The following is a 24,873-nucleotide window of genomic DNA, read 5'->3' as shown; positions in this document are numbered from 1 at the left end:
TCAGCTCACCGTTTCATCGGCGACGATGTGCCCGTCGGCCATGGTCAAGGTGCGGCTGCAGCGCTTGGCCAGTTCCGGCGCATGGGTGATCAACAGCAGCGTGGTGCCTTTGCGGTGGTGCAGGTCGAACAGCAACTCCATCACCGTTTCACCGGTTTTACCGTCGAGGTTTCCGGTTGGCTCGTCGGCAAGCAAGATGGTCGGTTCGGTGACGAACGCGCGCGCCAACGCGACGCGCTGCTGTTCGCCGCCCGAAAGTTGGCCGGGATAATGTTCCAGACGGTGATCCAAACCGACGGCGGCAAGTTGTTCGCGCGCTGCTTCGAAGGCATGGGTTCGACCGGCGAATTCCAATGGCAAGGCGACGTTTTCCAACGCCGTCATGGTCGGCACCAGATGGAAATTCTGAAACACGATGCCGGTATGTTCACGGCGAAACAGCGCCAGTTTGTCTTCGTTGAAATGGGTGATGTCGTTGCCCGCTACGCGCACGGTGCCCTCGGTGGGCCGTTCCAGACCAGCCACCACCATCAGCATGGAGGTTTTGCCCGAACCGCTCGGGCCCACCAAACCGATGGTCTCGCCGCGCTTGATGTCGACATTAATGCCGCGCAGGATGTTGACCTCGCCGGCATCGCTGCTAAGTCTCAAGTGAATGTTGTCGAGTTGGATGGCAGAAGAAGACGTTGATTGAGCATCGAGCATAAAGGGCACCTGGAATGCAGTTTTTGAAGAACCGTTCACGGCGCCCCCAAAAGGCCGTAGGCGCGAGGGCGTTCTCCACGAAATATGGACTGATGTCGCGCATTGTCAACGCGGTGCTGGTGATTGCCGCGCTCTCGTTGGGCGTGACCAAGGCACAGGCGGACGAGACGAAAATCATCTTGGCGTTGGGCGACAGTCTCACGGCGGGTTACGGCTTGCCCCAGCCGGATGCATTTCCGGTACAGCTGCAGGCGGCTCTCGCCCAGGCGGGAGAAAACGCCACGGTGGTCAACGCCGGGGTGTCCGGCGATACGTCCGCCGGCGGGCGGTCGCGTCTGCAATGGTTGCTGTCGAACCGCGTCGATGCGGTGATTGTCGAGTTGGGCGCGAACGACGGCCTGCGCGGGTTGGATCCGGCCGAAACGCGATCCAATCTCGATTGGATCATGGCAACCTTGAAGGAGCGTCAAATTCCGACATTGATTTCGGGTATGTTGGCCCCACCCAATCTGGGTGAGGATTACGGGGCCGAATTCAACGCCATCTATCCGGAACTGGCGCAGACTTACGGCGCGCTTTATGACGCGTTTTTTCTAGAAGGCGTCGCGGCGGATCCGGCACTCAATCAGGCGGATGGCATTCACCCCAACGCCGAAGGCGTCACGCTGATCGTCAAGCGTCTCACGCCTTTGGTACAAGAGCTTCTCAAGCAAACAAAATAGGATGTCCGATGATTTACAATGAACTTGGCCGCACCGGCATGCAGGTAAGCCGCATTTGCCTCGGCACCATGACCTGGGGTCGGCAAAACAGCCAAGAGCAGGCTTTCGAGCAGATGGACTACGCCCGCGATCAGGGTGTCAATTTCTTCGACACCGCCGAACTTTACGCGACGCCACCCAGCGCTGAAACGTATGGTGCGACGGAAACCATCATCGGCAATTGGTTCAAAGCGCGCGGCGGGCGCGACAAGGTGATCTTGGCCAGCAAAGTCGCGTGCAAAAACGTCAACGGGCAAAACCCTCCGGTCGATTACATGCGTGAAGGCGACATGAAGTTGGACCGCGCCAACATCACCGCAGCGGTGGATGCCAGCCTGAAACGGTTGCAGACCGATTACATCGATCTTTATCAAGTGCATTGGCCGGAACGCCGCACGAATTTCTTTGGCCGACTGGGCTATGAACACGACGAACACGACCCCTCGACGCCCATTGAAGAAACCCTGGATGCCTTGGCCGAGATCGTTAAAGCGGGCAAGGTGCGGGCTATCGGGCTGTCCAACGAAACCCCATGGGGGGTGATGAAGTACCTGGCGCTGGCTGAACAAAAAGGCCTGCCGCGCATCGCCAGCGTGCAAAACCCCTATTCATTGCTGAACCGAACCTATGAGATCGGCACGGCGGAAGTATCCGCGCGCGAGGATTGCGGCCTTCTAGCCTACTCACCAATGGCGTTCGGGGTACTAAGCGGTAAGTATCTGGGTGGCGCGCGACCGGAAGGCGCGCGCTTGACGCTGTTTCCCTATTTCGACCGTTACGTACGTGGATTGACCGAGCAAGCGACGGCGCAATACGTCCAGCTGGCGCGCGACTATGACTTGGATCCGGGGCAGATGGCGTTGGCGTTCGTCAATCGCCAGCCGTTTTTGACCGCCAATATTATTGGCGCAACGACGATGGAACAGCTCAAAAGCAACATCGCCTCGCTCGAGTTGGCGCTCAGCGCTGAAGTGCTGGAAGGCATCGAAGCGATTCACCACGATACGCCCAACCCTTCACCGTAAACTTGGAAAGCAGACATGGTCCGCTTGTTTGTCGGCATAGCATTGCCGGAAAGTCATCGCCACAAGTTGGCGTCAATTCAAAACGGCATCAAGGATGCGCGTTGGGTGGATACGCACAACCTGCATATGACCTTGCGTTTTATTGGCGACGTCGATGAAAGCGTGGCCGAAGACATCGCCGCCGCGCTTGATGCCGTGCGCGCCGAACCGTTTGCATTAACCCTAAAAAACATCGGCACCTTCGGCCGCCCGCCGCACAGCCTGTGGATCGGCGCCGAAGACAGCCCGCTTGGCGCACTGGCGCATTTGCAAAGCGTTGTGGAAAGCATTGTGGTGCGCACCGGGCAAGATCCGGAGGGCCGAAAGTTCAGCCCGCACGTGACATTGGCGAGATTTAAAAAAACGATCGGGGTGGGGCGTTTGGGGGCTTACGTCGAAGCGCATGCCGGGCTTGCCTTACCCGCGTTTGACGTCACCGGCTTCACGTTGTTTGAAAGTCATCTCAGTCATCTCGGTGCACAGTATGCACCTTACGCCGAGTACGACCTTTAGAGATTAGAGATCGAGCAGCGACGGAAGCGCCTTCATATCGTCGAATACAACTTGCGCGCCCGCCGCTTTCAGGGCTGCCGCGCTATGGGGTTCGGCGTGACTTGCGCCAACAAAGCCTAAAACCGTCATGCCCGCCGCAACGCCGCCCCGCACGCCGGGGGCGGCGTCTTCGATGACCACGCAGTGCTCGGCCGCAACGCCCATGTCATAGGCGGCGAGTTCAAACAGGTCCGGCGCGGGCTTGCCATGGGTGACCTGGCTGGCGCTGAACAGGTGTGCGTCGAAATGGTCGATCAGTCCGGTGATGGTCAACGAGTGACGGATTTTTTCCGGCGTGCCGCTGGACGCGACGCAAAAGGCGGTTTGACTGTGGCTGAGGCGCGTGAGCACCTCGGCCACACCGCTGACCGCTTGCAGGTCGCGTTCGAACGCGATGCGATCGCGGGCGCGCAGTTGCTCGATAAAATCTTCGGGTAATGCCAAGCCCCAATCGCGGCGCACCATGTCGCCCACCGACTTGATCGACATGCCGGTAAACGCGTCGCGACATTCTTGGGCCTCGGTCGGCCGGCCGAGATCGCTGAGAAAAGCGGCCAGTTCGCGCGAGGCGATCATTTCGCTGTCCACCAAAACGCCATCGCAGTCGAAAATCACCAATTGGGGCGTCATGCTCAGTATCCAAACTTTCTCAACGTGCGGTCGACGGACGCGACGTACGAACCACCGAACAGCCGCACATGGACCAACAGGGGGTAAAGGTTATAGATGTCGCGCCGTTCTTCGAAAAATCCCGGACGGATGGGGCTAAGTTCGTGGTAGCGGCTGAAGAACGCATCGCCGAAGGTGGCAAACAAGGTTGTGAAAGCCAGCTCGATTTCCGGGTCGGCGTAATAGATGGCGGGATCGATAAAGCCGCTGATGCGCTCATGTGCGCTCAACACATTGCCGGTCCACATGTCGCCGTGGATCAGCGACGGCCGCTTAGGCTCAGAAATCCAGCGCTCCAGAACTTCGCAAAAGCTGCTTAGGCGGTTCATCACCTCGACGGGCAAGCGCCCGACGCGGGCGGCTTCGCGGCCCATATACATCAGCCGCTGATCGCGAAAAAAGTCGCACCAATGGGGCGTCCACGGATTGGGCTGGTGGAGGCCGCCGATGACGGTATCGCATGCGAATCCGTATCCGTTTTCACAGGTATTGGCGTGCAGCGCGCTCACGTGACGGGCGGCGTCGCGCTGTACCACGGTGCCCAAGCCACCGCCAACTTCGAGCATCGTCATCAGCAGCAATTGGTCGTCGGCATGGATAACTTGGGGTACCGGCAATTGGCTGTGGGTGCTCAAATACTCAAGCATAAAACCTTCGAGGGTCAAGCCGCTCGATCCGGCGGGGCCAACTTTGGCGACTAGGTCGCGGCCCGACGCCAGGGTGACGCGATAGACCTCGCCGACGCAGCCGCCGGAAAGTTCGCTCAAGCGCGTTGGCCGTTCGCCGGTTAACGTTTCAATGCGTGCGTTGAGCTGGTCTTGCATCGCCGGGCTCCGTTTTACAGGTGCTTGGCGCGAATATCGGCGAGCAATCCGTGGGCGGCTTGTTCGATCATGTCGTAGACGCTGTCGAAGCCGCCTTCGTAATAGGGGTCTGGGACCTCCGTGCAGCCCACGGCGGGGGCGAAGTTCAAAAACATGCTGAGCCGCTCACGCCGGTCCGCGGGGCAGATGTTCAGAAGGTTTTGGTGGTTGGAGCGGTCCATCGCCAAAACGTAGTCGAACTCAGCAAAATCCTGGGCGCGTGCCTGACGGCCGCGCAGGCCGCTGATGTCTATACCGCGACGTTTTGCTTCGGCCTGGGCACGGCCGTCGGGGGGCTCGCCGATGTGGTAGGCATGGGTGCCGGCACTGTCGATGCGGATGTGTCCACCGAGGCCTTCGCGCTCGACCAGATCGCGAAACACCCCTTCGGCAGTGGGGGACCGACAAATGTTACCGAGGCATACGAACAGTACGCTGACCATGAAAAACTCCGCTTGGATGGCTCACTTTAAGTGACCGGATTATCGGGATGCGGTGCGGCGCTGGCAACCCTTATTGGCGCGTGGGCGTGATGGCGAGCAGATGGTCGAACTCATCGAGACGGTTGGCGGCGATGGTGTCCATAATCATGTCAATGTAGTCGTTGCCGAGTTCCGAATAAGCTCTCAGGTGCGCCGCCAGAACCGGGCCGGAAAGCGGTTGACCTAAGGCGCGAACGGCGGCACGGCGTTCGCGCAACGCCCGGTAGGCGCGATGTGCGTTCAAGGTCCGCATATAAGAGCGAACGGACCCTTGCAAGGAAGTGAAGCTTTTGACCTTAAAGCCAGTGGCGCGTTTGGGGGTTATGCCGGGGGTGTCGGGGTCATAGGTGCGCTCACCGAATAACGCGTTGCCTTCGCGGGCGAACCGAGACGTGCCCCAGGCGGACTCGATCGCGGCCTGGGCTAAAACCAAGGACGGCGGCAAAACATCGATGCGGCGCAGCAGGTTTTCTTTGCGCACGCTGCCGGGCTGAAGTCCGTACACAAGCGCCAAGGCGTTGAGTTGCGCTGACGAGCTGGACCGCTTGACGATCTCGCGCTGGGCCAGAATGCGTTCATTTTCCGCCGCGACCAAGGGCAAGATCTTGGCGAGAAATAACACTTTTCGGTCTTCGAACGCATCGCTTTCGTATGGTGCAACTGTGATGTCGTCGGCGCTGAAATCGATGGCGCGCTGTTGTCGCGCTCGTTCCAGTGCGGCCCGGGCGGTCGCAATTTGGATATCCAGGTCTGGCGCGCGGTGGGCGGTGCGCCACCAGAACACGGAACCGACCAGCACGCCGAGCAAAACGACGACTACGGCAATACCTAGCCATGGTATCCGGCGTGGATTAGACAGCTGTATCATGGCGGGGTGTTTTTCCAGTCTGGACCTTGTTGCGCGCTGCGGGTCATGATGAACCCATCATGGTCGATCTGGAATCACTAATTGACGAAATCAAGGCTTGTCGGGTGTGCGCCGATCATTTGCCGCTGGGGCCGCGGCCGGTGGTGCACATGGCCGAGGATGCGAAAATTCTCATCATCGGGCAAGCGCCAGGCACCAAGGTGCATGAAACCGGAATCCCGTGGAATGATGCATCGGGAGACCGTTTGCGCGCATGGATGGGGGTCGATCGCGAAACGTTTTACGACCCTCACCGTTTTGCCATCATGCCGATGGGGTTTTGTTATCCAGGCCGCGCCGCCAACGGTGGAGATTGTCCGCCACGACCCGAATGCGCGCCGTTGTGGCATGCGCAGCTACGCGGCGCACTGACACAAATCAGACTGACATTGCTGATCGGCGGATATGCGCAAAAATTTTATCTCGGTCCAGCGTGCGCTCCGACAATGACCGAAACGGTGCGGCGGGGATTGTCTTTCGGTGCCGACATATTGCCATTGCCCCATCCCAGCTGGCGCAACACCGCATGGGTCCGTAAAAATCCTTGGTTTGAGGCCCAAATTATACCTGAACTGCGTCGTCGTGTGATTGGATTAATCACATAAAATCCCGGCATCAAACACAACAAAAGGTCGTTTGTGCAAAGGGAATGAGATTGCCGAATTAAATAAAATCAGATAGATTACCTTAACTTGAGTGGGGCGCGATTAATAAGATAATCATAATCTTATTCACTCTTGGGGGTATAAGTGCTTGATACTGATTTAAAAAATCGCCTAATCCTTGACAATCCCTGGTGGACGACCGGATCTGTTGAGGTGGCGGTTCAGCGCGCGGCACGTCGCGCGTTCGTTCATCCGTTCTTGGAGCGGTTGCGCAACGGTGGCGGTGTGGCGGCAGTTTTGTCCGGCCCCGGACGCGCGGGCAAATCGATTTTGATCAAGCAAGTCATCCAGCTTTTGATGGGCGCAGGCGTCGACCCCAAGTTTCTGGTTTATTTGCGCCTCGACAATCCGGCATTTGCCAACCTCAATTTAATCGAATTGGTCGACCAAGCGTTTATGACATCGGGTGTCGGCGCGGGTGGTTCGGGCGCATATGTGTTTTTGGACGACATTCACAACGTGCCGGAATGGGAAGAGCGCCTGGATGAATTGGCGCGCGCGCGACCATCGTGCCGTATCGCGGCCGTGACCGCGTTGGTGCCCGAAGCCGACACCGACGTCATGGGTGCGGCAGCGGGCGGCAAACACAAAGGCCCAGGGCCGTTTTCACACACCATTTTGCCGCCGGTGCTGTTCGCTGAGTATTTGCATATCAAACGCATACGCGAAAAATTGTTCGACCCCTACGGTCGGCTAACAGACCTGGATGCTTTGAACGCTGCATTTGTCGATTACGTTAATTTTGGCGGTTTTCCTGAGGTTTCCTTTCTAACCGGCGGGCAAGTCGGCAATCCGGTGGATGTCACGTCAAAAATCCTGCACCGCGATTTGGCAGGATTGTGTGGCATCGCCGATCAACGCGAAGTGGCCAAGCTGATGACCCGACTGGCGTTGGAAACGGGCATCGAAACGAGCATCGAAAACCTCTCCAAGGACATGAGCGTGGCCAAAAATACGCTGCGTAAGTACCTGGAGTTCCTGGAATCTTCATATTTGATCAAACGGATCTGGCGGGTTGATGGCGAAGCCAAGCGGTTTCAACGTCAAACGCGCTTTAAGGTCTATTTGACGTCCCCGGCGTTGCGCGCAGGTTTGGCCGGTCCGGTGGCGATGGACGACGAAGCGATGGCACGTCTGGCGGAAACGGCGGTGATTTCACAATTCATGCATTCCCCGACATTTCAGCGACTCTATTACGCTTTTTGGAAAAAAGGCCGTAAACACAAGCATGTTTCGTTGGTCGAAATGCCGGCCAAAGGCACCAAACCGGTCAAGTGCATCGAGCTTGATTGGTCGAACAAAGCCATTGCCCGTCCCCACGATGTGTTGGGCGATATGCTCGACTTCCTGGACGAAAACCGGCCCGCCACGCCGTCCAAGGCCTTGACCCGCAATATGTCCGGCAAGCGCTTCATCGGCGAACATGAGATCGGATTCATGCCGGTCGCAGTGTGGTGTTTCGCCGTTGGCCAAGTTCTGTTGGAAGGCCCCGGCGCGCTCAAAAAGCCGGCCTGATGTTCAGATCCATCAAAGGCATTGCGTGTAAAAATTCATTCAAAATAAGCAATTAGTGATTTCAATAAATTCGAACATCTTATTTACGCGCAATTCATAAATAGAATTATCATAAATTATCTAAATTTTTTACGTGATATTGATGTAGCACGAACCTTTCACCAGGTCGTAAAAAAAGGGCCCGAAGGCCCTTTTTTGCATTGGCATAGACACCTTACATTTTCACGCGTGCGCCAAGCCGTAAACGCAAGGCGTTGAGGCGAATGAAGCCCTCGGCATCGTGCTGGTCGTAAACGGAGTCTTCTTCGAACGTGACCACAGCTTCATCGTAAAGCGAATAAGGTGATTTACGTCCGGTGATGATGACGTTGCCTTTGTAGAGCTTCAAGCGAACGGTGCCGGTGACGCGCTCGTTGGCTTTGTCGATGGCGGCTTGCAGCATTTCGCGTTCCGGTGCGAACCAGAAGCCGTTGTAGACCAATTCCGCATAGCGCGGCATCAGTTCGTCCTTTTGGTGCGCGGCACCGCGGTCCAACGTCAGGCTCTCCATGGCGCGACGGGCGTGGAACAGCACCGTGCCGCCGGGGGTTTCGTAAACGCCGCGCGATTTCATGCCGACGAAACGATTTTCAACGATATCGATCGCACCGACGCCGTTTGCGCCGCCCAGGTCGTTGAGCTTGGCGAGCAGGGTCGCCGGGCTGAGCTTATCGCCGTTGATAGCAACGGGGTCGCCCTTTTCGAAATCGATGGTGATTTCGGTCGGATGATCGGGCGCCGCCATCGGGGTAACCATGCGTGTCAAAATCAGGTCGTAATCGGGCTCCTGCCACGGATCTTCGAGGATTTTGCCTTCCGAGGAGATGTGCAACAGGTTGGCATCCTGGGAGAACGGCGATTCGCCGCGTTTGTCCTTGGGAACCGGAATTTGGTGTTTTTCGGCATATTCGATCAACGAGGTACGCGAAGACAGGTCCCACTCGCGCCACGGTGCGATGATTTTGATATCGGGGTTGCAGGCATAATAGCCGAGCTCGAAACGCACCTGGTCGTTGCCTTTACCGGTCGCGCCATGGCTGACGGCGTCGGCGCCGACTTCACGGGCGATCTCGATCTGGCGTTTGGCGATCAGCGGACGGGCGATTGAGGTGCCAAGCAGATAGGTGCCTTCGTAAAGCGCATTGGCACGAAACATCGGGAACACATAATCGCGCACGAACTCTTCGCGCAAATCTTCGATGAAGATGTCCTTGATGCCCATCATTTCGGCTTTTTGGCGCGCCGGTTCCAGCTCTTCGCCTTGGCCGAGGTCGGCGGTGAAGGTCACCACTTCGCAGTTATACGTTTCTTGCAGCCAGCGCAGAATGATGGATGTGTCCAATCCGCCGCTGTAGGCCAGAACCACTTTCTTGATATCGCCCGCCATGATGAATGTCCCTAGACGTTTCGAGTATGGGGCCAATGCAGCCCCGCAACGCGGGCACTATAAGCAAATCCAGCGCGTGGGCAAGGGGGCCGCGATGGAGAAGTGGCTTTAGCTGGCGAGCCACGCTTCAAAGTCGCTTTGCATGGCGCTGTACGGGCGATAGCCCAATGCCAAGAAAGCATATTGACCGTCTTCGGCACACAAAACCGAGGGAAAGCCTTGCACGCCGAACGCTTGGGTGCGATGGAAGTCCCTGCCAACCTGGGAGCGCATCGCGGCGGAGTGAAAGTGGCTTTCGAATTGCGTGCGGTCCACGCCGACCTCTACAGCGAGCTCAGCGAGCACAAGCGGATCGGTGATGTCACGATTGTCCGCATAAAAAGCACGCTGCAACGCTTCGTACATCGCCAAGGTGGCGTCGGGGCTTAATTCCCGAACACTCACCACGGCACGGCAACTGGGTTCCGTGTCGTAGACAAAATTGTGGTCTGTAAAACGGGCAAAATCGAACGGCTGTCCGGTTTTGGCTTGGACCTCTTGCCAATGATGACGGATATACCCGCGCATCGCGTCATCCCACGGCTCGACCGTTCCCGGACGCAGCCCGCCCATCACGACATGAAACCGCGCTTGACCTTGGGCAAGCATCGCCAGTTGTTTGAGTTCCGGGGCAAACCCCCAACACCACGAACACATCGGATCGCCGAAAAACAGAACGTGCTTGCCGGGCCCGGGGTCCACGTGTTGCGCATCGGCAGGGTTATCGTGATCGCCGTGAATATTGCAGGTGTCAGTCATGGGCGCTCTCCGCTGGACTTGGAATATAAAGAACCTTCCCCTGCCATGCATCACTTGTGGAGGGGGGCTGGCAAGCGCGGCACGGGAAGGAAAGGAAGGCAGAGGCGGCGATCAGGCCGCCTGTGGACTGGGGGACCACTCGGCTGCGGCGAACGGCTCGTCCAGCGGCGTATGTGCGATATGGTTCATATAGTTGCTGATGGTTTTGGTCGCCACGGCGAGCAGAACTTCCAAAATTTGTGCCCGGCTATAGCCCGCGGTGAGAAAATCGTTGATGTCGTCGCGGTTCAAATGGCCGCGCTTTTCAACCACTTTGATGGCAAAGCTGGAAAGTGCCGCAAGCTTCGGGTCAAGAATAGGGCGTCCGTCGCGTACCGCATCGATGGTTGCGTTGTCGAGACCGACCATCGTTGCGGCCATGGTATGTGCAGAAACACAATAGGTACAGCCGTTGGTGCGGCTGATGGTCAGAAACAGCAACTGCTGTTCGGCGGGGCTAAAATCGGTTTCAGCCAACAAGCCATACGTGTGTGCATACCCTTGGGTTGCGGCGGGTGATTCCGCCATGATGTTGATGAGGTTGGGCACGAAGCCGAAACGCTCGGCGTAAGCATCCATAACGCCATGGGAACCTTTGGGAGCGGTGTCACGGGTGTGAAGGATGAAGGATGACATATCGACTCTCCGTATTGAGGCAGGGCAGGATATAAAACGGTCGTTCAAAAACAAGTCGAGGTTAAACCGCTCACCAAGAGAGAGTCAATTGTTTTTGAACGATAAGTTAATAATGGATCTCAGTCCAAGGTGCGCAGCGCCTGAGAAACAATGTCGCGCAGCACATCAGGCGCTGGGTTGGCGCGGGCCATGACATTGATGCCTTGGGCGATGGCGACGAAAAAACGGGCCATTTCACGGGCGGACTGTGCCGAAGTGATTTCACCACGGTGCTGGCCGCGTTCGATGACGGCGGTCAACAAGTCTTCAAAGGCTGTAAGGGTGTCGTGAATCCAGGCACTCATGGCATCGTTACAGCCATAAAGTCCGGCTGCGGTATTGGTCAGCAAGCAACCCTTGTGTTCGACATCGGATTGGGCGCGCTCAACTAGGGCGTAGAAGAAATCGACGATTTGTTGACGCGGTGATGTGTCCGCAGATGGTTGGGATAAAATTTTCGTGGGCGACGCGGCGCGATAGCGTTCCATAACAGCGGCGAACAATTGAGCCTTGTCGCCGAACGCGTTGTACAGACTGCCGCGGTTGAGGCCGGTGGCGTCGACCAAATCCTGCACGGAGGCGTCGTCGAAACCCTTTTTCCAAAACACTTGCATGGCTTTGTCGAGCACGGTGTCGGTATCGAACTGTTGCGGGCGCGCCATGAGTTATTGCCAATCTGAGTATTGGAACAGGCGTTCAAGATATGTGAAAAGCAATGCGATAGAAACCGCAAATCTTAAGCGCTGAGCGGTTCCGCTGCGTCATGCTCCGCTTTGCGCTTGGCTGCCAAGGCTTTGAGCTTTTGATTTTCGCTATCCGATTTCAACTGCCCACATGCCGCCATGATATCGCGGCCGCGCGGTTGGCGGATCGGGGCTGAGAAACCCAAATCATTGAGAATGCGTGAAAATTTGTGAACCGCGTTGTTGGACGAGGTTTCATAATTGGTGCCGGGCCAAGGGTTGAACGGAATCAGATTGAACTTGGCGGGGATCTTGTACTGGCGCATCAGTTTGGCCAGCAGGCGGGCATCTTCGGGACTGTCGTTGACGTCCTTAATCATCACGTATTCCATGGTGATACGCCGGGCGTTGCGTGCGCCGGGGTAGGCCGCACAGGCTTTGAGCAGCTGGTCGAGCGGATATTTTTTATTGATCGGCACCAAAATATCGCGCAATTCGTCGCGGGCGGCGTGCAGGCTGACGGCCAGATCGACTTCGATCTCGTCACCACATCGTGCAATCAACGGAACCACACCAGCGGTCGAAAGCGTGATGCGACGGCGCGAAATGGCGGTACCCTCGCCATCCTTAATGATGGTCAGGGCTTTTTTTACATTATCGAAGTTCATCAACGGCTCGCCCATGCCCATCATCACGATGTTGGTGAGCAAGCGCCCATCGACGCCCGAGGGCCATTCGTTCAAGCTGTCGCGTGCGGCCATCAACTGGCCGACGATTTCAGCAGGGGTGAGGTTGCGAACGATGCGCTGGGTGCCGGTGTTGCAGAAGTCGCAATTGAGCGAACAACCGACCTGGCTGGAGATGCACAGCGCACCGCGGCCTTCGTCGGGAATGAACACGGATTCGATTTCGTTACCGTCTTCAAGTCGAAACAGCCATTTTTGCGATCCATCGACACTGACCAAGTGACGCGCCACTTCCAGCCGGCCGATGTAAAAGTGCTCTTCCATCTTGGCGTGCAAGCTCTTGGAAAGGCTGGTCATGTCGGAGATATTCTTCACGCCTTGGTGATACAGCCAATGCCATATCTGTTTGGCACGAAAGGCTTTTTCACCGATGCTCGCCATGGCGTCGGTAAGCTCTTCGCGGGTCAGGCCGATCAGGTTGGTGCGCGTTTGGGTCATGATGGCCCTCATATAAGAGCTTTTGCAGTGAATCGCAAAGATTCTAAAGCGGCGCCAATGCGCTTATTTGACGCCGCACGCCTTGTTGATGGCGTTCCATGCGGCGGTGAACCCTTTTAAGGAATACGTATCGGTGGTTTCCGTGCCGCGCGACGAAACGCCCTTGACCACCAATGTGCCGCCCGCGCGCATGGCGGCGACCAAGGCTTTGTCCGCAGCGGCGTCCAGCGCCCAGGCATGGCCGCCTTGGGTGAACAGTTTAAACGTGGTTTTGCCGTCGATGGTGGCGGTCGGTTCGGAGCCGGACTTGAAGGTGTAACCGGCTTGGAAACCGACCTCGCCGATGCGCTTTTCCTTGGGGCGGTGGGAAATGATCGTCAACGCGGTGCCGCGTTGGGTGTATTTGCCTTCCGATTTTTGCGGTTCCGCAGACATCACGCAAACGGGATTGCCGTTTTCCAATTCCTTGATGGCCTGCCAGTCGCCGCTTTCCAACAACGTTTCGCCATGCGCACCATGGGCGGAAAGAGCTAGAAGGAATACCGTATTGATAAAAAGCCGTTTGCTCATCATGGTGTCAGTTTACTCATCAGATTGGTTCGGGCAACCCCCACCCGGAAGCCTTTAAACGGAACGCATCGCAATGACCACGTCGAATCCCGTCTTCATCGAAGTTACCCGCGCCGGCTTTGTCGAAAGCCGCCATCGCGGCGCCTGTGCCGTGGTCGATGCCGACGGCCAAATGGTCCATGCATGGGGCGATGTGGAGGCTCTGGTATACCCACGCTCGGCACTCAAACCGATCCAAGCCTTGCCTTTGATCGAAACCGGCGCGGCGGATCATTACGGCCTGGGGGATGAAGAAATTGCCCTGGCGTGCGCTTCGCACAACAGCGAACCGTTCCACGTCGAACGTGTGACGGCATGGCTGGAGCGTGTCGGCTTGACGGTCGACGATTTGGAATGCGGGGTGTGCGAAGCCATTTCGTTGGACGTCACCAAGGCGATGAGCAGTGCGCATGAACCGTTCACCCGCGCGCACAACAATTGCTCTGGTAAACATACGGGATTTCTGTCCACGGCCTTGTTCATGGGTGAAGCGACCAAAGGCTACATCGGGGCCCATCACCCGGTGCAACAACGCGTCACCAAGACCGTTGAAGAGATGACCGGTGTCAGTCTCAGCTCGGCGCCGTGCGGATCGGATGGCTGCGGCATTCCGGTGTTTGCGTTTCCGTTGCATGCGTTGGCGCGGGGTATGGCGCGCATGATGTCCAAGGATTTGGCCGCGTCGCGCAAGGCGGCGGCAAATCGCGTCATGGCGGCGATGGTGGCATGCCCGCAGTGTGTTGCGGGCACCAAGCGTTTCGACACCCGGGTGATGACGGCGTGCAAAGGCGAGGTTCTTGTCAAGGGTGGCGCGGAAGGGGTGCACATCGCGATGATCCCTGCCAAAGGTCTAGGCATCGCGTTGAAAGTCGATGACGGCACCATTCGCGCGTCCGAACAGGCCATGGGCTGCATTTTGGATGGCCTGGGTCTGTTGCCTGAAGCGGCACGCTCTGAGCTTGCCGATTTGATTGAGATGCCGGTGCGCAGCACCCTTGGCGAACGGGTCGGGGAAATCCGTAAAGGTCCCGGACTTATGTTCTAGTGCTTCGTTTTATGCGCTGAATCCTTCGGGATCGAAGCCCTTGCCCAAGGGCGGATCTTGACGGAATTTTTCCAGTCGGCGCAACACCGGACCGCCGTGCTGGTGCTCGTCGAGCGGTTTGACCGGCCCACCAGCGCGCACCGGTCGCTCGGCAAACCGACCCATGGATAGGCTGCGGTCATATAAGACCACCGCGGCCGCGACCGAAACGTTGATGCAAAAGCTGGTGGGGATCTTCAGCACGAATTCGCATTTTTCGACCATTTCCGGTGACAGGGAGCCGCGTTCCGGTCCCAGCACGTAAGCGCATTGGCTGGGATGACGAAAGCTCGGCAAATCGATGGCATCGTCGGTCAGTTCGACCCCGACCAAGCGGCAGCCGTCCGGCAGCAGCATCTCATCGACCGAGGGAAAGCCATAAAATGGCAGATGTTCAAGGGCGTTGGAGGTGTCCGCCAGAGCACCCTTATGCTGCTTGTATTTTGCCTGCACGGTATACACGAAGCTGGCGCCGAAGGCGTGCGCGGTGCGAAAAATCGCCCCGGCGTTCATGGATTTACTGATGCGTTCAACGCCGACGCCGAAATAGCCTCGCATAGTGCGCTCCCGTTTTTCTGTGAACGTAGAATTGCGGTTGGCTGCGCAAAATGGCGGAAAGGTGCGGGTGATGCAACCCTTTGGCGGTCAGTTTTGTTTTAACCAATTGAAATGTTTAGATTTTGCCAAAACCAAAATGTTGCCAAACAGCACCATGGCCGCGCCAGCCAAGGCGGTGGGGGTGAATACATAACCTTCCAGCCACACGGACAGGCTCAACGCCACGACCGGAAACAACACCGTGGCATACGCCGCTTGACCCGCGCCGATACGTCCCAGCAAGGTGAGATAGGTGCCGAACGCGATGATCGAGCCGAACACCGAAAGATAAAAAAGTGAAGCAACGTACTGGACCGTTCCATCCCAGTTGAACGCCATGCCGTTCGCCCAGGCGTACACCGCCGTGAACGCCGCGCCGTAAGCCATGCCGTAGGCGTTGACTTGGAGGACAGGCAAACCACGCTTTTGGTTGCGTGCCGACGCCATATTGCCGAGGCTCGCCAGCACGGTTGCGATGACGCACAGATAAAGACCATATGCGCCCTCGTCCCTGAAACTGAGGTTTGAGACTTCCGGCCAGAACACCAACGCCAAACCGCAGATGCCGCACAGTGCGCCCAATAACATTTGCATCGTCACCGGGGTGCGAAAAAACACCCGCCCCAGCACAATATTCCAGCCGACGATGGTGGAAAATACCACCGCGATCAGTCCGGTGGTGACCATACCGGTAGCGACGTAAAAGACCGCATAGTTGGCTGAAAACAAAAACAGCCCCTGCACCGCCATCCACAAGTGATCGCGGGCGCTGTAACGCATGTCTTTACCTTTGATGAGGCACCAGCCGATCAACAATACGGCGGCCAGCGCAAACCGATAAACGACTGAAACTTGCGGTTCGACCACACCCAACTGCAATTTGATGACATACCAAGTGGAGCCCCAAATCAGCACCGTAATGGCATAAAGCGATAGGGTATTGTTGGGCATGACCTGATCCTAGGCGCGAAATACTTCGAGGGTGTGCAGTATGAGCACTTTATTTGACTTTGGTGAAGGCTCAGTTTAGGCCTTACGGCTGATGCGGGTGTACGTATTCGGAACGAAGACTCGAATCCACGCCGTTTGAGGCACAAGCAAACAATGGGAACGACGATGCTGAACACCATTCTCGACAAGCTGCCACCTGGACCGACGATGTTTTTCGGCGCGATTTATGTGGTCATGCCGATTTTGCCCGAACCTCATCTGGTGCAAAAAGCCGTAATGTTGTCGCAAGGCTTGACGTTGGCTCCCATCGATTGGCTGGACATCGTGATGCATTCCAGCGGCGGCCTGTTGGCGCTGGCAGTTTATCGCCGCAGTCGTCAGCGTGCCGCCGAGGCCGCTTCCGCCAGCTCCAACCCAATGCCTTCCGACGACGAACAAGCGTAAGCCGCGATTGTCATTGCAATGCGAAAGGCGCAACCCTGATCCGCACTTTACGTTGTGGTGTGGCGCATCAAATCCCCATATGGTGCAAAGCTTCACCCTGATATTTAGGACGCATCATGTCGCCCAAGGCGCTTCACGCCCGATTTCTGGCCCTGTCACCCGCCGCAAGCGGGGCGCTGTGGATGACCTTGGCTGCCTGTCTGCTGGCCACGCTGAGCTTGCTGGTGCGCAGCATTTCCGGCGATTTGCACCCTTTTGAGATTGCCTTTTTTCGCAACGTCGCGCAGTTGGTGTTGATGCTGCCGTGGGTATGGATGGCAGGTATTGCGGTGATCCGTACCACTCGCACCTGGGCCCACGTGCGCCGTTCGGCGTTCGGCATCGGCGCTATGCTGACGTGGTTTTCCGTGCTCACGATGATGCCCATCGCCGAAGCCACGGCGATCAGCTTTTCCGCGCCGTTGTTCACCACGGCCGGCGCGGCACTGTTTTTGCGCGAACAGGTAGGGGTGCGCCGCTGGTTGGCGACGGTGGTTGGGTTTGCGGGCGTGTTGCTGATCATCCGCCCGGGTTTTCACGAAGTCGGGCAGCCGCAACTGCTGGCCTTGTTGGCGGCGGCGTTGATCGCGGGCGCGATGTTGTCAAACAAATCGTTGGCGAAAACCGAACCGCCCAACGCCATGGTGGTGTGGATGGGCGTGTATATGAGCATCTTTTCGCTGCCACCCGCATTGACGGTGTGGACGTGGCCCGAAGCAGACGTGTGGATTTGGTTGGTGGTGCTGGGGTTTGTCGCCACGGCGGCGCACTTGGCCATCAACCGGGCGTTCGGCGCGGCTGATGCATCGTTCATCGCGCCGTTCGGCTTCGTGCAAATTCCGTTCGTTGCGGCAATCGGTTTCATCGCTTACGCCGAAGTTCCCGACCTGTGGACCTGGGCCGGTTCGGCCGTGATCGTGGCGTCCGGCATCTACATTGCGCGCCGCGAAGCCAAGCATCGTCAGGCAGTGGCGGTACAGCCCGCGTTGGGCGTGGCGACGCTCGGCGTCGAAAAAGTCTAGTCGTCCGCTCAGTTCCCGGGAACAGGCTCCACATCTTGAACGAATGAGTCGATGGGTGCGTCTACCTGTACTTCGGCTGGTTCATCGATGGGTTCGTTCATGGGGGCGTCGCCGTTGGATGCCGAGTCGCTAAGAGATCGGATGGTGATTTCGACGCGGCGGTTTTTGGAGCGATTTTCCGGGCTGTCGTTGGGCACCAGTGGCCGCGAATCGGCAAAGCCTTGCACGGTGATGCGGCTCGGGTCGATCGAGGTGTACTTCAAAATGTACTGCGCCACGGAAATGGCCCGGCTGGCGGACAAGTCCCAGTTGGATCGGTATTGATCGGTCGAGATGGGCAGGTCGTCGGTGTGACCGGAAATGATGATCTGCCCTTCGGAATCCTGTAGGACCGTGAGAAATTTTGTCAAAATGGGCAGGAAATCATCTCGAAATTCGCCGCTGCCGGACGGGAACGAGACTTTGTCTGGAAAGCGTACCACGGTGACGTTGCCAGCGCGAATGATGTCCATGACGTCGGATGCAATCTCACTGGCCATCACGGTTTGCAGATCGTTGAAGGTGCGTTTGGCTTTTTCGGCAGCCTTGTCGGGCACGGCTTGAACTGGTTCTTCCGTGCCCTCGACCACGTCTTCTTCGTCGGGGGCGACGTGTTCGGTAACCTCCATCTCGGGGATGGGGATCGGCACCACGTGTTTGGTGGCGCCGGCCGCAGGGCTGCCGTCCAACTCGATGATGCCGGATTTTTTATCCATGGATTGAAGGCCGAAGGCGTCGCTCATGGCGCCAGCGATCTTTTTGAACTTATCGACTTCCATGACCGAAAAGGACAGCAACAACACAAAAAAGGTTAGCAGCAAGCTCATCAGATCGGCAAATGTGACGATCCACGTCGGGGCGCCCGCTTCGCATTTCTTGGGAGGCGGGGGAGGCATTATTCTTCGCCCTCGTCCACGTCGTCATCATCGTCCGAACGATTGCGCTGATTTTCGGGTAGGAAGCCTTCGAGAATGTCGGCCAAGATCATCGGGCTTTGACGGGCGTGAATTTGCGTGATGGATTCGAGGATCAGTTCTTTGGTGAGGCGCTCTTCCTCGGTTTTGCTTTCCAACTTGTCGGCAATGGGCAATGCGATCAGGTTGGCGATCACGGCACCGTAGAGCGTGGTCAGCAGCGCCACGGCCATGGCCGGGCCGATGGATTGTGGGTCGTCCATGTTGGCGAGCATCTGCACCAAACCAACCAAGGTTCCGATCATGCCGAACGCCGGGGCGGAATCACCGATCGCCTTGAAAATATGCGCACCTTCGTCGTGGCGATGGATGGAAAGTTCCATATCGCGGATCAGGGCGTTGCGCACCACTTCGAGGGGGTGACCATCGACGCACAATTTAATGCCGCGTTTGAAGAATGGATTGTTAATGTCGGCGCCTTCCAACGCCAGCAGACCGTTTTTGCGCGCCATTTCCGCGAGTTCCAGGGATACCTCGATCAGACCGCGAGGGTCTTCGCGAACGTTTTTCAATGCCGAGGAAGCCCCGGTCTTAAATGCGGAAAAAACATTTTGCAGGGGGAATTTGACAAACGTAGCAGCCAGGGTGCCGCCGACCACAATCAAGAATCCCGGCAAATTGAGAAACAAATCAAGGCCGGAGCCGACCAAAATAGCGCCGACAACCACGCCGATGCCAACCACCAAGCCAATCAGTGTGGCAAAATCCATCTTCTATCCTTAAGCCCTCAATCGCGCGTGGGCTCCGCGCTATCGATATTCATCGTACACAAAGTATCTATAATACTTTTGCGCCTGACAGTGAACTATCGTTCAACAAGCGCACAAGCGCAAGTCCGCCAAGCGCTTAATAGACGGGCTTTATAATATTGGAAGTGGTTTAGAGGATTCCGTCAATGGCCTGGGCCAGGCCGAAATCCTTTATGGTCAAGCCACCGGCATCGTGGGTGCTGAGGCGGACATCGACATGATTATAGACGTTGGTCCAATTGGGATGATGGTTCATCTTTTCTGCCACGAACGCGACCCGGGTCATAAACGAAAATGCGGCGGGAAAATCGCGAAAGGTGAAGCTTTTTTCGATGGCGGCGCGGTCTTGGCTCAGTCGCCAACCATCGAGTTCACCGAGCTGTGCGTCGATGGCTTTTGGATCGAGGAGGGCGCTCATCAGGGGGCTCCTTTATTGTTATACAAAAGACACTTGGCGTCCCTTGGCGGGGAGATCAAGGCCGGGTAGTGTGTACGTCATGGACATGAACTTTACGATACCACCGTCACTCGACGATTTTGAAACAATCGCCCGAAAGGCCTATGATGTCTTGCCGCGCGAGCTGGCGCAATTTTCTGACGGCGTGGTGATCCGTATTGACGATTTTCCAGATGCCGAAATCGAACGCGAAATGGATCTGGAAAGCCCGTTCGATCTGCTGGGCCTGTATCAAGGCGTCGCGTTGGGCGACAAAAGTCTCGCCGATACGCCGCAAGGCGTGGACATGATCTTTCTTTACCGTCGTCCGATCTTGGATTACTGGTGTGAGAGTGGCGAGGATTTGCAACATCTTATCCGCCATGTTCTGATACACGAAATTGGCCATCATTTTGGTCTCAGCGACGCGGACATGGAGCGCATCGAGTCCGCCGCCGAGGCTGAAACGGCTTAAGAGGACGTGTCTTAAAAGTCTGAGGAGCATTTTCAGTGAGCAACGTCGTCAAACCCTTGAAGCCGGAAGTTCTTTACACCGCGTGCCCAAAATCGCAACTGAACTTCAAGACGACCAAAGACCTCAAGCCTCAAGACAATGTGATCGGTCAAGCGCGTGCGGTGGAATCGATCCGTTTCGCCATCGGTATGTGCCATGACGGCTATAATCTGTTTGCGTTCGGTCCCGAAGGGACCGGCAAATCCAGCACGGTTTTACGGTTTTTGCAGCGCGAGGCCAAAACCCAGAAAACCCAGTCCGATTGGTGCTACGTCAACAATTTTGAAGATCCGCACAAACCGCGTGCCGTGGAATTACCGCCGGGCAAGGCCTGCCCCTTGCGCGATGACATGGAGCGTCTGGTCGAAGAACTGCAAGGCGCGCTGCCTGCCGCGTTCGAAAGCGAAGATTACGGCCAGCGCAAAGAAGCGCTGGAAGAAGAGCTGAAGACCCGCCATGAAGGTGCGTTTTCCAAGCTGCAGAAACGCGCCGAAGACAATGGTATTGCTTTGGTGCGCACACCGATGGGTCTGGGGCTGGCCCCGGTCCAAGATGGCGAGGTGTTGACCCCGCAAGCGTTTGAAAAATTATCCGAGGAAGAACAGAAATCGCGCCAAGCCGCGCTGACCGAACTGCAAGCGCAGCTCGAAGACATATTGGCGCAAATCCCCAAATGGGAAAAAGAGCATCGCGAAAAATTGCGCGAACTCAATCGCGATGTCACCCAGCGCGCGGTCGGCCATTTGATCGAAGAACTGGAAAAACGTTGGCACGACCACGCCAATGTCATGACGTATTTGGAGGCCGTACGCCAAGACGTGATCGATCATGCCGCCGATTTTCTGCCATCCGCCGATCAAAGCCAGCAACTCGTTACCATCCCCGGTCAGCGTTCCGCATCCGGGGGGGCGGGGTCGTTCCGCCGCTATCAGGTCAATGTCATCGTCGACAACTCGGCCTGCGAAGACGACCCTGAAGTGGGCGCGCCGGTGGTCGAAGAAGAGCACCCCACGCAGCCCAACTTGGTGGGGCGGGTCGAGCATCTCAGCCAGATGGGCACCTTGGTCACGGACTTCAATTTGATCAAGGCCGGCGCTTTGCACCGCGCCAACGGCGGCTATCTGGTGTTGGATGCGCGCCGCGTCCTGATGCAGCCGTTTGCCTGGGAAACCCTGAAACGGGCGTTGCGCGGCCGACATATTCGCATTGAAAGTCCGGCGGAATCATTGGGTTGGGCAACCACCGTTTCGTTGGAACCCGAACCCATCCCTTTAAACGTCAAGGTGGTGATGCTGGGCGAGCCGATGATCTATTATTTGCTCAGCATGTACGACCCGGACTTTAAGGAACTGTTCAAGGTCGCCGCCGATTTCGCCAACACCATGGACCGCGACGAAAGCGGCGTGAAGGAATACGCCGCTCTGCTCGCCAGTCAAGTTGAGCGCGAAGGATTGCGTCATCTTGATCAAGGGGCGGTGGCGCGAATCATCGAACAGGGTGCGCGCATCGCCGGGGACACCGAAAAATTGACCACCCATATGGCATCGGTGGTGGATTTGGTGCGCGAAGCCGATTATTGGGCGGGAGTCGAAAACAAAAAAATCATTTCCGCCCGCCACGTTCAAGAAGCCATTGATGCGAAGATCTATCGTTCCGACCGCTATCGCGAACGACTTCAGGAAGAAATCCAACGCGGCACCTTCGTGATCGAAACCAACGGAGCGAAAGTCGGCCAAATCAACGGCCTATCGGTTTTACAGCTCGACACCTTCGCGTTTGGCCGTCCGTCGCGCATCACCGTCAATGTCAGCCTGGGCAAGGGCGAATTGGTGGACATTGAACGCCAAGTCGAATTGGGCGGTCCGCTGCATTCCAAGGGCGTGATGATTTTGGAAAGCTTTCTCAACGCCCGCTTCGGTCAAGACGGGCCGTTGGCGCTCAGTGCGCGCATCGTGTTCGAGCAATCGTACGGCGGCATCGATGGCGACAGCGCGTCGTCGACGGAACTATACGCACTGATGTCGGCCATTGCAGGCATACCGATCAAGCAATCGATCGCGGTAACGGGTTCGGTCGACCAGCAAGGCCGAGTTCAGGCGATCGGCGGCGTGAACGACAAAATCGAAGGCTTTTTCGATATTTGCGCTGCACGCGGCTTGACTGGCGAACAAGGTGTGATCATCCCAGCGACCAACGTCAAACATCTGATGTTGCGTCACGATGTGGTCGAGGCGGTAAAAGCGGGACAATTCAACATTTGGGCTGTGGACACAATCGATCAGGGTATCGAAATCCTGACCGGCGTGCCGGCGGGAGAGCTGGCTGAAAACGGTACGTATCCTATCGGCAGTGTAAACCGTGCGGTGGCGCGGGTGTTGCGTCAATTCGGTGCCAAGGTGCGGGCATTTTCAGCCGGTGCACCACAAGCACCTACAAACGCCATCATCAAGGTCGAGCAGCGACGCGACGCCTGATCAGCCTTTCGATGCAGACGCTGCTGCCGTCAGGCTTTTTAGAAAATCGAACAGATCAGGATTGGCATCGAGGATTTGCGCCAATCGCACAAGATCGGAAATGCTCTGGTGAAGCTCGGCCGATGTTGGTGAGGAGACCGGCTGTTCGACGGCGTTGGCGATGATGGATTGCGTTGCAACCGAGGCCGCTGGCGGTTCGACGATTTGCGCCTGGGTTGCTTGATCCGTGGCGGTGACGGATGCGGTGTTGCTCGGTTGCGTCAATGTCGGGTCAACGGTGGCCGGTTGCGGGCTCGCGATAGGGGCTTCATCACCCATGAGAGTGTTCTCCTTCGTGTTGGCGGCGGGCGGAACGGTGTCGATTTTTTCGGCGGCCTTTAGCAGCAGCTCCGCCATCAACAGCGCGTGCGCCCAGTTCATATGCTTACCTTCTCGTCTGAGGTTGCATAGGGGATGACGGCCCAGGGCGTATGTTGTGACGTTAAAAGATCGGGGAGGAAATTGTGAGGGATCAGACCGCAATGAAAATGCGCTTTCTTAGATTGCCTCTAGGTTTGCTTAGGGAGTAAACCGAAATATAAGCCGTGCTGAGGCTAAAGGTAGGATTGTGAAATTTTTTGACGCACTCGGTGTTAAAATGAGCGACGAAATCCGGGGGGAATAATGTTTCCATGAGCGCACGCAATGAATTTACCAGACTGGGTCTGATGATGGTCGGGCTTGGGGTGATGGTGGGTCTGATCTTCCCGCCTTTCATGCTTATCTTAGGCGTGCCGCAAGAGATCGCCTTGCGTCCAGTGGTGTTCGCGGCGACCATCGCTTGCGGCATCGCGCTCGGCGCATTCAACATCGTCTTGGCACGCCTGCAAATTGGCCGACGGCTGACGGCGATGAAAGACGCCATCCAGGACTTGGCCGATGAACGCGCGGTCGATGAAATACCGTGCTCTGAAAACGACGATGTTTTTGGCGACATTGCGCGCGCTATAGCGGTGCTTCGCGATCACGCCGATAAAAAGCGAGAATTGGAGCGTCGTCAGGTTGAAGAAGCTCAGCGTATAAACGAGGAAAAAGCCGAAGAGCGAGAAGCGCTCGCCTACGACTTTGAGGCGGGCGTCAAGGGGGCCATGTCGGGTGCGCAAAAAGATACGGCATCCCTACAAAAGGCCGCCCGCGCCATGGGCGAAAGCGCCGAGCAGAGCTTAAGCAAGGCTCAATCCGCCATCGAACTGTCCGATGCCGCCACCCAAGGTGTCGATGCGGTGGCGCAGGCTGCGGAAAGCATGGCCAAGACGGTACGCGACCTAAGTTCACGTATGCGTCGTTCCAGCGAGATGTCTCAACACGCCGTTGAGCGGGTCAGCCAAGCTGATGCCTTGGTGGCTGAATTGGGCGAGGCGACCGCACGGATCGAAAGTGTTGCTGGTTTGATTATCGATATCGCAGACCAAACCAACATGCTTGCGCTCAATGCCACCATCGAGGCTGCCCGCGCGGGCAGTGCTGGCAAAGGTTTCGCGGTGGTTGCCGGTGAGGTCAAGAACCTTGCCAATCAAACCGCCAAGGCGACCGATGAAATCACTGCGCACATCGACAACATTCGCGGCGCAGGCATGCGCGCGCGTGACGCGATGGTCGCAGTCAGCTCCGCGATCGATGAAATCAACTCGATTGCCGGAGATGTGACGCGGGCAGCTGAGGAGCAAAACGAAACGATTTCAGATATTTCGGTGAATGCGCGCGAAACATCGGATGCCACGGGCCAATCGCTCGCGTATATCCGCGATGTTGGAAAGGCAATTGAAGAGACCGGCCTTGCTGCGCACGAAATGCTCGCGACGGTTGACGATCTGGCCCGTCAAATGGGCGTCCTGACCGAGAAAGCCGACAATTTCGTGGAAAATGTTCGCAAAGGTTAACGCTTTGCGGGAAAACCCGCGCAAGTGATGAACG

At 57.1% G+C, this 24,873-nt stretch carries 28 protein-coding genes; 11 read left to right on the top strand and 17 right to left on the bottom strand.

The window, feature by feature from the left end:
- Positions 1–705, bottom strand: a complete 705-nt coding sequence (locus VIN96_RS00640) for an ABC transporter ATP-binding protein (protein ID WP_331893481.1) — start codon at positions 703–705, stop codon at positions 1–3.
- A gap of 92 nt (positions 706–797) precedes the next feature.
- On the opposite strand from VIN96_RS00640, the gene VIN96_RS00635 reads away from it, so the two are divergent.
- Genes VIN96_RS00635 through thpR form a run of 3 tightly spaced genes read left to right on the top strand, consistent with a single transcriptional unit; the run spans position 798 to position 3,043 of the window.
- A complete protein-coding gene (locus VIN96_RS00635; RefSeq protein WP_331893480.1) occupies positions 798–1,427 on the top strand; it encodes an arylesterase in 630 nt (209 codons plus the stop codon).
- An 8-nt stretch (positions 1,428–1,435) separates the two neighbouring features.
- Positions 1,436–2,491: an NADP(H)-dependent aldo-keto reductase gene (locus tag VIN96_RS00630; RefSeq protein ID WP_331893479.1), complete on the top strand. Its 1,056-nt coding sequence runs from the start codon at positions 1,436–1,438 to the stop codon at positions 2,489–2,491.
- Positions 2,492–2,506: 15 nt separating this feature from the next.
- Positions 2,507–3,043 carry an RNA 2',3'-cyclic phosphodiesterase gene (gene thpR, locus VIN96_RS00625; RefSeq protein ID WP_331893478.1) on the top strand — a complete coding sequence of 179 codons (537 nt, stop codon included), beginning with the start codon at positions 2,507–2,509 and terminating at the stop codon, positions 3,041–3,043.
- A gap of 3 nt (positions 3,044–3,046) precedes the next feature.
- On the opposite strand, the gene VIN96_RS00620 is transcribed toward thpR, so the two are convergent.
- The 4 genes from VIN96_RS00620 to VIN96_RS00605 form a co-directional block, all read right to left on the bottom strand.
- Positions 3,047–3,712 carry an HAD family hydrolase gene (locus VIN96_RS00620; RefSeq protein WP_331893477.1) on the bottom strand — a complete coding sequence of 222 codons (666 nt, stop codon included), beginning with the start codon at positions 3,710–3,712 and terminating at the stop codon, positions 3,047–3,049.
- A gap of 2 nt (positions 3,713–3,714) precedes the next feature.
- The gene (locus VIN96_RS00615; RefSeq protein ID WP_331893476.1) at positions 3,715–4,575 is read right to left on the bottom strand and encodes a fructosamine kinase family protein; all 861 of its coding nucleotides are present in this window, start codon (positions 4,573–4,575) and stop codon (positions 3,715–3,717) included.
- 14 nt (positions 4,576–4,589) lie between these two features.
- On the bottom strand, positions 4,590–5,057 hold the full coding sequence (locus VIN96_RS00610; RefSeq protein ID WP_331893475.1) for a low molecular weight protein-tyrosine-phosphatase: 468 nt from the start codon (positions 5,055–5,057) through the stop codon (positions 4,590–4,592).
- A 70-nt stretch (positions 5,058–5,127) separates the two neighbouring features.
- Positions 5,128–5,964, bottom strand: coding sequence for a glucosaminidase domain-containing protein (locus VIN96_RS00605; RefSeq protein WP_331893474.1), 837 nt, complete (start codon positions 5,962–5,964; stop codon positions 5,128–5,130).
- A 59-nt stretch (positions 5,965–6,023) separates the two neighbouring features.
- Between VIN96_RS00605 and VIN96_RS00600 the strand changes: the two genes are divergently transcribed.
- Entirely contained in the window at positions 6,024–6,608 is a 585-nt protein-coding gene (locus tag VIN96_RS00600) for a uracil-DNA glycosylase family protein (protein ID WP_331893473.1), read from the top strand.
- 213 nt (positions 6,609–6,821) lie between these two features.
- On the top strand, positions 6,822–8,183 hold the full coding sequence (locus tag VIN96_RS00595) for an ATP-binding protein (protein ID WP_331893472.1): 1,362 nt from the start codon (positions 6,822–6,824) through the stop codon (positions 8,181–8,183).
- A gap of 214 nt (positions 8,184–8,397) precedes the next feature.
- On the opposite strand, the gene VIN96_RS00590 is transcribed toward VIN96_RS00595, so the two are convergent.
- The 6 genes from VIN96_RS00590 to VIN96_RS00565 all read right to left on the bottom strand — a co-directional run bounded on the left by VIN96_RS00590 (position 8,398) and on the right by VIN96_RS00565 (position 13,558).
- Positions 8,398–9,609: an argininosuccinate synthase gene (locus tag VIN96_RS00590; RefSeq protein WP_414675578.1), complete on the bottom strand. Its 1,212-nt coding sequence runs from the start codon at positions 9,607–9,609 to the stop codon at positions 8,398–8,400.
- A 108-nt stretch (positions 9,610–9,717) separates the two neighbouring features.
- Entirely contained in the window at positions 9,718–10,407 is a 690-nt protein-coding gene (locus VIN96_RS00585) for a DsbA family protein (RefSeq protein WP_331893471.1), read from the bottom strand.
- 111 nt (positions 10,408–10,518) lie between these two features.
- Positions 10,519–11,082 carry a carboxymuconolactone decarboxylase family protein gene (locus tag VIN96_RS00580; RefSeq protein ID WP_331893470.1) on the bottom strand — a complete coding sequence of 188 codons (564 nt, stop codon included), beginning with the start codon at positions 11,080–11,082 and terminating at the stop codon, positions 10,519–10,521.
- 119 nt (positions 11,083–11,201) lie between these two features.
- Positions 11,202–11,783: a TetR/AcrR family transcriptional regulator gene (locus tag VIN96_RS00575; RefSeq protein ID WP_331893469.1), complete on the bottom strand. Its 582-nt coding sequence runs from the start codon at positions 11,781–11,783 to the stop codon at positions 11,202–11,204.
- Between the two features lie 74 nt (positions 11,784–11,857).
- Positions 11,858–12,988 (bottom strand): 23S rRNA (adenine(2503)-C(2))-methyltransferase RlmN, encoded by a 1,131-nt coding sequence (gene rlmN, locus VIN96_RS00570; RefSeq protein ID WP_414675577.1) that lies wholly within the window; start codon positions 12,986–12,988, stop codon positions 11,858–11,860.
- 63 nt (positions 12,989–13,051) lie between these two features.
- On the bottom strand, positions 13,052–13,558 hold the full coding sequence (locus VIN96_RS00565) for an invasion associated locus B family protein (protein WP_331893467.1): 507 nt from the start codon (positions 13,556–13,558) through the stop codon (positions 13,052–13,054).
- 73 nt (positions 13,559–13,631) lie between these two features.
- Here VIN96_RS00565 and VIN96_RS00560 point away from each other — a divergent pair, with 73 nt between their 5' ends.
- On the top strand, positions 13,632–14,642 hold the full coding sequence (locus VIN96_RS00560; RefSeq protein ID WP_331893466.1) for an asparaginase: 1,011 nt from the start codon (positions 13,632–13,634) through the stop codon (positions 14,640–14,642).
- Positions 14,643–14,651: 9 nt separating this feature from the next.
- Here the strand turns inward: VIN96_RS00560 and VIN96_RS00555 are convergent, their stop codons facing one another.
- Together VIN96_RS00555 and VIN96_RS00550 are read right to left on the bottom strand one after the other, a co-directional pair.
- Positions 14,652–15,239 carry an RNA methyltransferase gene (locus VIN96_RS00555; RefSeq protein ID WP_331893465.1) on the bottom strand — a complete coding sequence of 196 codons (588 nt, stop codon included), beginning with the start codon at positions 15,237–15,239 and terminating at the stop codon, positions 14,652–14,654.
- Between the two features lie 87 nt (positions 15,240–15,326).
- On the bottom strand, positions 15,327–16,229 hold the full coding sequence (locus VIN96_RS00550) for a DMT family transporter (RefSeq protein ID WP_331893464.1): 903 nt from the start codon (positions 16,227–16,229) through the stop codon (positions 15,327–15,329).
- 165 nt (positions 16,230–16,394) lie between these two features.
- On the opposite strand from VIN96_RS00550, the gene VIN96_RS00545 reads away from it, so the two are divergent.
- Together VIN96_RS00545 and VIN96_RS00540 are read left to right on the top strand one after the other, a co-directional pair.
- Positions 16,395–16,673, top strand: a complete 279-nt coding sequence (locus VIN96_RS00545; RefSeq protein ID WP_331893463.1) for a hypothetical protein — start codon at positions 16,395–16,397, stop codon at positions 16,671–16,673.
- Positions 16,674–16,789: 116 nt separating this feature from the next.
- A complete protein-coding gene (locus VIN96_RS00540) occupies positions 16,790–17,734 on the top strand; it encodes a DMT family transporter (protein ID WP_331893462.1) in 945 nt (314 codons plus the stop codon).
- A gap of 8 nt (positions 17,735–17,742) precedes the next feature.
- Here VIN96_RS00540 and VIN96_RS00535 read toward each other — a convergent pair whose 3' ends face one another.
- The 3 genes from VIN96_RS00535 to VIN96_RS00525 all read right to left on the bottom strand — a co-directional run bounded on the left by VIN96_RS00535 (position 17,743) and on the right by VIN96_RS00525 (position 19,914).
- A complete protein-coding gene (locus tag VIN96_RS00535) occupies positions 17,743–18,669 on the bottom strand; it encodes a flagellar motor protein MotB (protein WP_331893461.1) in 927 nt (308 codons plus the stop codon).
- Positions 18,669–19,457: a MotA/TolQ/ExbB proton channel family protein gene (locus tag VIN96_RS00530; protein ID WP_331893460.1), complete on the bottom strand. Its 789-nt coding sequence runs from the start codon at positions 19,455–19,457 to the stop codon at positions 18,669–18,671. The genes VIN96_RS00535 and VIN96_RS00530 overlap by 1 nt, the downstream gene beginning before the upstream one ends.
- Positions 19,458–19,626: 169 nt before the next feature.
- On the bottom strand, positions 19,627–19,914 hold the full coding sequence (locus tag VIN96_RS00525) for a 4a-hydroxytetrahydrobiopterin dehydratase (protein ID WP_331893459.1): 288 nt from the start codon (positions 19,912–19,914) through the stop codon (positions 19,627–19,629).
- A gap of 79 nt (positions 19,915–19,993) precedes the next feature.
- On the opposite strand from VIN96_RS00525, the gene VIN96_RS00520 reads away from it, so the two are divergent.
- On the top strand, positions 19,994–20,407 hold the full coding sequence (locus tag VIN96_RS00520; protein ID WP_331893458.1) for a metallopeptidase family protein: 414 nt from the start codon (positions 19,994–19,996) through the stop codon (positions 20,405–20,407).
- Between the two features lie 35 nt (positions 20,408–20,442).
- The gene (locus VIN96_RS00515; protein ID WP_331893457.1) at positions 20,443–22,920 is read left to right on the top strand and encodes a Lon protease family protein; all 2,478 of its coding nucleotides are present in this window, start codon (positions 20,443–20,445) and stop codon (positions 22,918–22,920) included.
- On the opposite strand, the gene VIN96_RS00510 is transcribed toward VIN96_RS00515, so the two are convergent.
- Positions 22,921–23,340, bottom strand: a complete 420-nt coding sequence (locus VIN96_RS00510) for a hypothetical protein (RefSeq protein WP_331893456.1) — start codon at positions 23,338–23,340, stop codon at positions 22,921–22,923.
- 251 nt (positions 23,341–23,591) lie between these two features.
- On the opposite strand from VIN96_RS00510, the gene VIN96_RS00505 reads away from it, so the two are divergent.
- Positions 23,592–24,839 carry a methyl-accepting chemotaxis protein gene (locus tag VIN96_RS00505; RefSeq protein WP_331893455.1) on the top strand — a complete coding sequence of 416 codons (1,248 nt, stop codon included), beginning with the start codon at positions 23,592–23,594 and terminating at the stop codon, positions 24,837–24,839.
- Positions 24,840–24,873: the final 34 nt, after the last annotated feature.

The organism is Magnetovibrio sp. (assembly GCF_036568125.1).
Lineage (GTDB): Bacteria > Pseudomonadota > Alphaproteobacteria > Rhodospirillales > Magnetovibrionaceae > Magnetovibrio.
This window is presented reverse-complemented; position numbering and strand designations above follow the sequence as displayed.